A 7,794-nucleotide genomic window follows, 5' to 3' on the forward strand; every position below is an offset into this window, starting at 1 on the left:
CTTTAAAAGAAAAATATTTCCAGCCCAATCAATATCAATATAACACCACCCAGGATTTCCGCCTTATTGGAAAGTATCGTTCCGCATTTTTTCCCGATACCGATGGCAAAGTAGCAAAGGATGAGGGTTTCCCCTCCGATAATCAAAGAAGCCAGAACCGCCTCCGTCAAAGTAAAATGGGCGATGGTAAAGCCCACAGAAAGGGCGTCGATAGAGGTGGCGATTCCCTGAAGCAGTAAATCTTTCTTTGTCAGAATGGATTCCGCTTCTTCCTCCTTTTTCTGAATACCGGCAAGCAGCATTTTCCCACCGATATAGAGTAGAAGTCCTAAAGAAATCCAGGGAATCAAAGTTTCCAGCTTCTGAAAATACTGCAACAAACAATGTACCATAATCCAGCCCAAAAGTGGCATCAAAAACTGGAAGAAGCCGTATACTCCTGCAATACACCACCTCTTCTTTTCCTGCATTCCTTTTTCCGCAAGGCCGTTTGCCATGGAAACCGTAACCGCATCCATAGCCAACCCTGCTCCCAATAAAAAACTGTTGATGATAAACTTCATAACTCTCCTTAGAAATAAAATCTCCTACCCTATGCCGGCGATACTCCTGAAACATCAGACCCAAGATTTTCCAAATCTCAGCCCTGATACCGGCTAAAGTCCATTAAGAAAACAAAAAAAGGTATAACGATTGCTCGCTATACCTTAAAAAATCTTATGATAGACTCCATGTATAGCTTGCGTTATACATGAGTCTCGCATTTTAAAACAAGCCAGGCTTCCCGCCAGTATGTTGACTTGTTGCGCTTTCGCGTATGCTACTCCCTCACTGCTCTTATGGAGTTTCCCATAAAAGCAGGGGGTTAGTCAATTCTAACAGTGCTTTCAGCTGTTTTTCTTCCCATACAGAAACCTAGTAGCGAAAAAGCTTTGGAAAATCTCTATGCTTCCCGAAAGCTATATAGAAATAACAATATTCAAAGCTTTAAAGATTTATTCAAAGGCAAAAACATTCAGTCCGGTCTGTCCCTTTAAGTCTTCCTGTCTTCCCACCTTGCCGGGCAGGGTATGAAGGAAGATTTCTCCCGTTCCGGAGATTCTGCATTTTTTCAAATGTCCTCCGATTCCTCTAAGCTCTTCGTCACAAGCATTTGCATGGATGTGCAAATAGGGCTTTCCGTCCTTTTCCGTTACAGAGCCAACTAAAGAGGTAACTTCCATTTCCCCGGTAAACTCCTTGGGATAATATTTCTTCTCGGAAACATTATATAGGCCCACTTCCATACAATCGGAAGCACCGATTCCGGAAATGCTGGCTAAGGCAATGCCCTCCTTCTCACAAAGACTTGTAAGACATTCCATCACTTCCTCACCCCTGTCTAAACGTACCACATAATCCTCTCCGATTTTCCGAAACTCCATAAAATCTCCTTTCCCTTCTCTCAAACTTAAGTTTTTTAGCGTAATGCCGTGAACAGTTTTCTTTTACAGTGTAAGTCTGTGAAAAGTTTTCTTTTACAGTATAACACTGTGATTAGTTTTCCTTTACAGTATAACGCCGTGAACAGTTTTTTTCTATCGTACTCAGGAAAATGCCTATGGTTCCTCAGGAAAATGCCTATGATTGCTCAGAAAACACATATAATCGATTTATTCCCGGGTGCCTTTTCTGCTTCGGGAAAATCTTGGCGATTCTCTTTCGAAAAAAACAAAGCTATTGTATACTTAGGCAGACTTTTTGAACTATTTTTTAGGAATTAAAAAAGCTATTTCTTCCTAAAGAGAAGGATAGAACTGTGCAAAGTAAATGGCAAGCCTATCAGACGGATAGAAATTGTACAGAAAATGGCAGACCTATCCGTAGGAAGAAGTCGAAAAAAGGAGAAGAACAAAAAATATGGATATTATTCAGAAAATCAGCGAGGATTTATCCTTAAAGAAAAAACAGGTAGAGGCGGCGGTACAGCTTTTGGATGAAGGAAACACCGTCCCCTTTATTGCCCGGTACCGTAAGGAGCTGACCTCCGGTTTAAATGATGAAGAGCTCCGAAATTTGGAAGAGAAGCTACAGTATCTTCGGAAGCTGGAAGAACGTAGAGAAAGTATTCTCCATAGCATTGAGGAGCAGGGAAAATTAACGGAGGAATTGAAAAAGGAAATTCTGGCCGCAGATACCGCCGTTCGTCTGGAAGACCTGTATCTTCCCTATAAACCAAAGCGAAGAACCAGAGGCATGATTGCCAGAGAAAAGGGACTGGAAGGACTGGCGAAGGCTCTTCTTTTACCCTGTGAAAATCCGGAAGCGGAGGCGGAAAAATATATATCTCAGGAAAAGGAAGTGCTTACTGCTGCGGATGCACTAAACTACGCCAAGGATATTTTGGCAGAGGACTTCTCCGAGGATGCCCGCTTAAGAGAATGGATTCGAAACAAGAGCCTGAAGGAGGGCTTCATTTGCTCCTCTCTAAAGGAAAAGGAAGAAACACCGGAGAGTAAGACCTATGAAAATTACTTTTCCTATGAAGAAAAAATCCAATCCATTCCAGGGCACCGTATTCTGGCCTTGAATCGTGGGGAAAAAGAAAAAATTCTCAGCGTAAAGCTCCGTTTTCCCGAAGAAGAAATCCTTCATTATATAGAGGAGCAGATGCAAGTCAGTACGAAGGGAAAATGCAGGCCTTATCTGGAGGAAGCTATCGCCGATTCCTACAAGCGTCTGTTTGCCCCCTCCATTGAAACGGAAATCCGAAACATTTTGACAGAAAAGGCGGAGGACGGGGCCATCCTGGTCTTCTCCGATAACTTAAAGCAGCTTTTGATGCAGGCGCCCATTACCGGAAAGGTTGTGCTGGGCTGGGATCCGGGCTTTCGTACCGGTTGTAAAATCGCCGTGGTGGATGCCACCGGAAAGGTACTGGATACCACCGTCATTTACCCCACTCCCCCTAAAAATCAGGTAAAGGAGTCTATGGCGAAGATTCACCAGCTGATTCAAAAGCACCATGTGGACATCATCGCTTTGGGAAACGGCACCGCCTCCAGAGAATCGGAAAAGGTGATTTCCGACTATTTGAAGGAGCAAAAGAGTCCCGTAAAATACGTGATTGTCAATGAAGCAGGCGCCTCCGTTTATTCTGCCAGCAAGCTGGCCACAGAAGAATTCCCCAATTTTGATGTGGGAGAAAGAAGCTCTACCTCCATGGCGAGACGTTTGCAGGACCCCTTGGCGGAGCTTGTGAAAATCGATCCCAAGTCCATCGGTGTGGGACAGTATCAGCATGACATGAACCAAAGTAAGCTGACCGAGCAGTTAAACAAGGTGGTGGAGGACTGTGTAAATAAGGTAGGAGTGGACTTAAACACTGCCTCCGCCTCTCTCCTATCCTATATTTCCGGAATCAGCAAGACCATTGCCAAAAATATTGTGGCTTTCCGAGAAGAAAACGGTGCCTTTAAGTCCCGTAAAGAGCTTTTAAAGGTGGCCAAGTTAGGTCCAAAGGCCTTTGAGCAAAGTGCCGGATTCCTCAGAATCCGTGGGGGAAAAGAGCTTTTGGATATGACCTCCGTGCATCCCGAGTCCTACAGCGTGGCTAAGGAAATGCTGGCATTGGCGGGAATTGCGGAAAATGAACTCCTCTCCGGAAAGGGAAAGGAAATGGGAAAAATCCTTTCCGCCCTCCCCGGCGGATTAAAGGGGGTAGAGCAGAAGCTCTCTGTAGGAGAATATACCTTAAAGGACATTATTGAAGCTTTAGCAAAGCCGGGAAGAGACCCAAGAGAAGATGTTCCCGCCCCCATCCTTCGAGAGGATGTGCTGGAACTGGAAGATTTAAAAGAGGGCATGGTTCTCCAGGGAACCGTGAGAAATGTTATTGACTTCGGTGCCTTTGTGGATATCGGGGTACATCAGGACGGCCTTGTGCATATTTCCGCCTTGTCCAAGAAATTTGTGAAGCATCCTTTGGATGTGGTTAAACTTGGGGATATTGTGAAGGTGAAGGTCTTGTCTGTGGATGTGGCCAGGAAGAAGATTTCCTTGAGTATGAAGGATGTAGAGTAAGGCGGGCTAATGTAAAAGGTACATCTGCCAAAACAGATGTACCCTATCTCCCAAACAAATCGGAGTGCGTCCCCGTCCTTGAAGCTGTGAGGATCAGTTGTGATTTATTTACTGCATAAATAAGCAGCCAATACGGCAGGATATGACATTCTCGAAACCCGATATAATTTCCGGTTAAAGCATGGTCGTGATAACGCTGAGCCAAGGTTTTTTCTTCTAAAAGAGTATTTAGTACCGTTTCAAGCAAAGACAGATTATAGCCTCGTTTTTTTGCAAGTTTCAAATCCTTGCGAAAGGCACCCGTGGTTACAAGCTCTAGCATTATTCACCGTCCGTTTCCAGCTCATCCAATAATTCCTGTACCGAGGCATAACGCTTGGCGGGAATTTTTCCTGCCATAATGAGCTTTGCTTCCTCCATCGCCATTTCCGTTTCCAAGTTGAAACGAGGCTGTTTCATTTCAAAAGGAAGTCCTCCCTCCATCAGTGATTTATGAAGAAAAATATTGATGGCATCGGTTACGGTAATTCCAAAGCTTGAAAATAACTGTTCCGCACTCGCTTTTGTTTCCGGATCAATACGGACATTGATATTCGCCGTTTTTGCCATGGTTTTCACCTCCCTGCTTTCTTATAGGGATTATATCACTTTTGCAAACAAATGCAATACAATGTGAAACTTTTTCATGCTCTTGCAAAAAACGAATAGAATGAAGTTTTTCGCTTAGTATCCCTACCCGTTAGGCGAACTTAGCGAGAGCGTGCCCCGATTTTAGACCTATACTGCATAAAAACTATCCTGCTCTTTTCTGAAGTTTTACAGTCCTTTATTTATCCCTCTTCTAGCTCTTCTAATGCCAAGGAGCTTTCTTCCCAAATGGCGTATTGCTCTTGTAGAGAGGCTTCTGCGGCTTCCTGCTCTTTATGTAGCTCCATCAGCCTGCCTGCATCACTTCCCACCTCTTCCATGGCGGTGGAGAGTTCCGTGATTTTTTCTTCCAAGCGAGCGATTTCTTCTTCCGCCTTTTTTAGGCTGGTTTCCCATTTTCTTTTCTTTGCGGCAAATTCCTTTTGCGAAGCCCAATCCTGCTTGGCAGCCTCTTTCTCCTGAGCCTTCTTTATTTCCTCAGGGTCTACCCAAGTGTTTTGCATTGTATCCTTTTGAAGGCTGTCACCGTAGCTTCTGACGTCTTCCTTCTTTTCCAGATAATAGTCGTAATTTCCGATATAATTATCAAAACGATTGGAAAAAAGCTCCATGATTCTTGTAGCTGTTTGGTTGATAAAATATCGGTCATGGGAAACATATAAAACCGTTCCCTCATAGTTACGGATAGCTTCCTCCAATACTTCCTTTCCCTGGATATCCAAGTGGTTGGTAGGCTCGTCCAAAATCAGGAAGTTGGCATCGGAAAGCATAAGCTTTGCCAAGCTCACTCTACCCCTTTCTCCACCGGAAAGGTCCCCCACTTTTTTATATACATCATCTCCTGTAAAAAGAAAGGCCGCCAGTACATTACGAACCCGTGTGTTGTTCATATCAGGATAAGTGTCCTGAATTTCATCAAACAGGGTTTTTTCCATATGAAGAACGGCATGCTCCTGGTCATAGTAGGCAATCTTCACTTTGGATCCCAGACGAAACTCCCCTTCATCCGCCTGAATCAGGCCATTTAAAATCTTGAGAAGGGTGGTCTTTCCGGTACCGTTATCTCCGATTACCGCTACATGCTCCCCTCTTTGAATGGAAAAAGTTCCATGGGAGAATAGCCTTTTCCCATCAAAGCTTTTTCCTAAGTCTTTCGCAATCAAGACGTCATTACCGGAAGCTTCCCTTGGCATAAACAAAAGCCGCATCTCATTCTGCAAATCCTCCGGTTGCTCCAGTCGCTCCACCTTGGACAGAAGCTTTTCTCGAGACTCTGCCCGCTTGATGCTTTTTTCTCTATTGAACTGCTTTAATTTTTCGATAACCGCTTCCTGGTGCTTGATTTCCGCCTGCTGATTCTCATAGGCCTTTCTCTCCGCCTCTCGAATCATTTTCTTCTTTTCCACATATTCGGTATAGTTTCCCTGATACATCCGGGCCTTTCCCCGCTCCAGGTCAATCACCTTCGTTACGATTTTATCTAAAAAGTATCGGTCATGGGACACCAAAAGAACAGCCCCGTCATAGCGCTTTAGGACCTTTTCCAGCCACTGAATAGAGCCGATATCCAAGTGGTTGGTAGGTTCGTCCAAAATCAAGAGATCAGGCTTTTCCATCAGGATTTCTTCCAGTCTTTTCTTGGTCTTCTGCCCTCCGGAAAGAGACTCGTATTCTTCGTCCTCCTGCTCCATATCCGCATGCTGCTGCGCAAGGTAAGCCATCTTTTTATCTTTGGAAAATGCAATCCCCCCCTCATCTGCCTCCTCAATTCCCAGAATACAGCGGAGTAACGTAGTTTTTCCTGAACCATTGATTCCCACAATGGCTGCCTTTTCCTTTTCCTCAAGATGAAAAGATACTTCCTTCAATACTGATTGTCCTACATAGGATTTACTTAAATTAGAGATATTTAAAATCATAGGTTTTAGTATACTGGATTCCCAAGCTTTCGGCTATGGTTTTTTCCATTCCTGCATATTGTTTCCTATAGTTCGTATTTCATTTCTGCACATTGTCTATAAACCGGTCAATAGTGTCAACAGTGTTGACACATTTACTTTCAAATATAAGTACATAATCTAAAATCCGCTGGTTTTTATTTTGAACAAGGGAATTCTGAGAAATTCTTGTCAATATTCCACAAATGCTTTAGAATATAGAGGACTTTACTGGGAGGTGAAGTTACACTTAGTCTATTTATCATTAAAAAGGAGGAACCATTATGGCACACGTAGTTAGTGATGAGTGCGTAAGCTGTGGAGCATGTGCAGCAGTATGTCCAGTAGAGGCAATTTCTGAGGGCCCAACAAAGTATGTTGTAGATCCAGATACTTGCATCGATTGCGGCGCTTGTGAAGAGCCATGCCCAACCGGAGCAATCACAGCTGAATAATCAAGATGTCTTGCTTTATGCAGGACAGTCATTATGAATAAGAGTTCAAAAAAAGTTGCTCCCTCGAGCAACTTTTTTTCTTTTATCAAAGACCTTCCAAGAGCTTTTCCGCTTTAAAAAATCCCTTAAATTTCCCGGCAATATATTGCATGTTTTGTCAAGAATCGTACTGACTCGTTAAGTTATATTTCTAGGTACTTTCCTGAAGTCTTCGAGCGATAATCTTCTCCATCTTCTTATAGAACTGTACCTTCTTTTTTCTTCTCTTCTTTTCTTCTTCAATCTGCCATAAAAAGAACAGGGAAGCCACAACGGCAAAGTACGCCATCCATCTTACCTGGGGAAGGATAGACAGCATCCCTACCAGACCGAATCCCAACATACAAGCAACAAATATCTCAAAAGTTTTTAACGTGATCTTCATCATTTTCTCCTCCTCGCTTCCTTTCGGATTAGCTTTCCCATATTATAAAACAGTACATTTGTTTTGTAAATAGATATTCTCGAATAAATGTTTGTTTTTATTTTTGTTCTATTTTATTCGTTTTATCTAATACCGCTTTATGCTAACAAAAAAAGAGTCCGAAAAAACGGACTCCTGATTGGCTTTTCTTCTATTTCTGATGTTTATTCTGTTTTGTCTGATAACCCTATATTACATAATACTTATATTCAAGAATACTTTTATATCT

Annotated in this window: 8 protein-coding genes; 2 read left to right on the plus strand and 6 right to left on the minus strand. The window is 43.0% G+C overall.

Going from position 1 to position 7,794, the window contains the following annotated elements; all coding sequences use genetic code 11:
* Window positions 1-2 precede the first annotated feature (2 nt).
* Together ACO4PX_RS00820 and ACO4PX_RS00825 are read right to left on the minus strand one after the other, a co-directional pair.
* On the minus strand, window positions 3-563 hold the full coding sequence (locus tag ACO4PX_RS00820) for a manganese efflux pump MntP (RefSeq protein WP_485570950.1): 561 nt from the start codon (window positions 561-563) through the stop codon (window positions 3-5).
* A gap of 432 nt (window positions 564-995) precedes the next feature.
* Window positions 996-1,424, minus strand: a complete 429-nt coding sequence (locus ACO4PX_RS00825; RefSeq protein ID WP_485570952.1) for a PPC domain-containing DNA-binding protein — start codon at window positions 1,422-1,424, stop codon at window positions 996-998.
* A gap of 475 nt (window positions 1,425-1,899) precedes the next feature.
* On the opposite strand from ACO4PX_RS00825, the gene ACO4PX_RS00830 reads away from it, so the two are divergent.
* Window positions 1,900-4,062 (plus strand): Tex family protein, encoded by a 2,163-nt coding sequence (locus ACO4PX_RS00830; RefSeq protein WP_485570953.1) that lies wholly within the window; start codon window positions 1,900-1,902, stop codon window positions 4,060-4,062.
* A 43-nt stretch (window positions 4,063-4,105) separates the two neighbouring features.
* Here ACO4PX_RS00830 and ACO4PX_RS00835 read toward each other — a convergent pair whose 3' ends face one another.
* The 3 genes from ACO4PX_RS00835 to abc-f form a co-directional block, all read right to left on the minus strand.
* Window positions 4,106-4,384: a type II toxin-antitoxin system YafQ family toxin gene (locus ACO4PX_RS00835; protein ID WP_485549398.1), complete on the minus strand. Its 279-nt coding sequence runs from the start codon at window positions 4,382-4,384 to the stop codon at window positions 4,106-4,108.
* Window positions 4,384-4,671, minus strand: a complete 288-nt coding sequence (locus ACO4PX_RS00840) for a type II toxin-antitoxin system RelB/DinJ family antitoxin (RefSeq protein ID WP_314668963.1) — start codon at window positions 4,669-4,671, stop codon at window positions 4,384-4,386. The genes ACO4PX_RS00835 and ACO4PX_RS00840 overlap by 1 nt, the downstream gene beginning before the upstream one ends.
* 221 nt (window positions 4,672-4,892) lie before the next feature.
* Window positions 4,893-6,629 carry a ribosomal protection-like ABC-F family protein gene (gene abc-f, locus ACO4PX_RS00845; protein ID WP_485570955.1) on the minus strand — a complete coding sequence of 579 codons (1,737 nt, stop codon included), beginning with the start codon at window positions 6,627-6,629 and terminating at the stop codon, window positions 4,893-4,895.
* A gap of 302 nt (window positions 6,630-6,931) precedes the next feature.
* Here abc-f and ACO4PX_RS00850 point away from each other — a divergent pair, with 302 nt between their 5' ends.
* Window positions 6,932-7,102 (plus strand): DUF362 domain-containing protein, encoded by a 171-nt coding sequence (locus tag ACO4PX_RS00850; protein ID WP_314344105.1) that lies wholly within the window; start codon window positions 6,932-6,934, stop codon window positions 7,100-7,102.
* 190 nt (window positions 7,103-7,292) lie between these two features.
* On the opposite strand, the gene ACO4PX_RS00855 is transcribed toward ACO4PX_RS00850, so the two are convergent.
* Complete coding sequence (locus ACO4PX_RS00855; RefSeq protein WP_485570957.1) at window positions 7,293-7,529, minus strand: hypothetical protein; 237 nt, start codon at window positions 7,527-7,529, stop codon at window positions 7,293-7,295.
* Between the last annotated feature and the right edge of the window lie 265 nt (window positions 7,530-7,794).

It is taken from the genome of Oribacterium sp., assembly GCF_057249185.1.

What these genes read in the sequence shown, in the direction of transcription:
- ACO4PX_RS00820 (WP_485570950.1), bottom strand. Translation starts at nt 563, where the DNA reads ATGAAGTTTATCATCAACAGTTTTTTATTGGGAGCAGGGTTGGCTATG.
- ACO4PX_RS00825 (WP_485570952.1), bottom strand. Translation starts at nt 1,424, where the DNA reads ATGGAGTTTCGGAAAATCGGAGAGGATTATGTGGTACGTTTAGACAGG.
- ACO4PX_RS00830 (WP_485570953.1), top strand. Translation starts at nt 1,900, where the DNA reads ATGGATATTATTCAGAAAATCAGCGAGGATTTATCCTTAAAGAAAAAA.
- ACO4PX_RS00835 (WP_485549398.1), bottom strand. Translation starts at nt 4,384, where the DNA reads ATGCTAGAGCTTGTAACCACGGGTGCCTTTCGCAAGGATTTGAAACTT.
- ACO4PX_RS00840 (WP_314668963.1), bottom strand. Translation starts at nt 4,671, where the DNA reads ATGGCAAAAACGGCGAATATCAATGTCCGTATTGATCCGGAAACAAAA.
- abc-f (WP_485570955.1), bottom strand. Translation starts at nt 6,629, where the DNA reads ATGATTTTAAATATCTCTAATTTAAGTAAATCCTATGTAGGACAATCA.
- ACO4PX_RS00850 (WP_314344105.1), top strand. Translation starts at nt 6,932, where the DNA reads ATGGCACACGTAGTTAGTGATGAGTGCGTAAGCTGTGGAGCATGTGCA.
- ACO4PX_RS00855 (WP_485570957.1), bottom strand. Translation starts at nt 7,529, where the DNA reads ATGATGAAGATCACGTTAAAAACTTTTGAGATATTTGTTGCTTGTATG.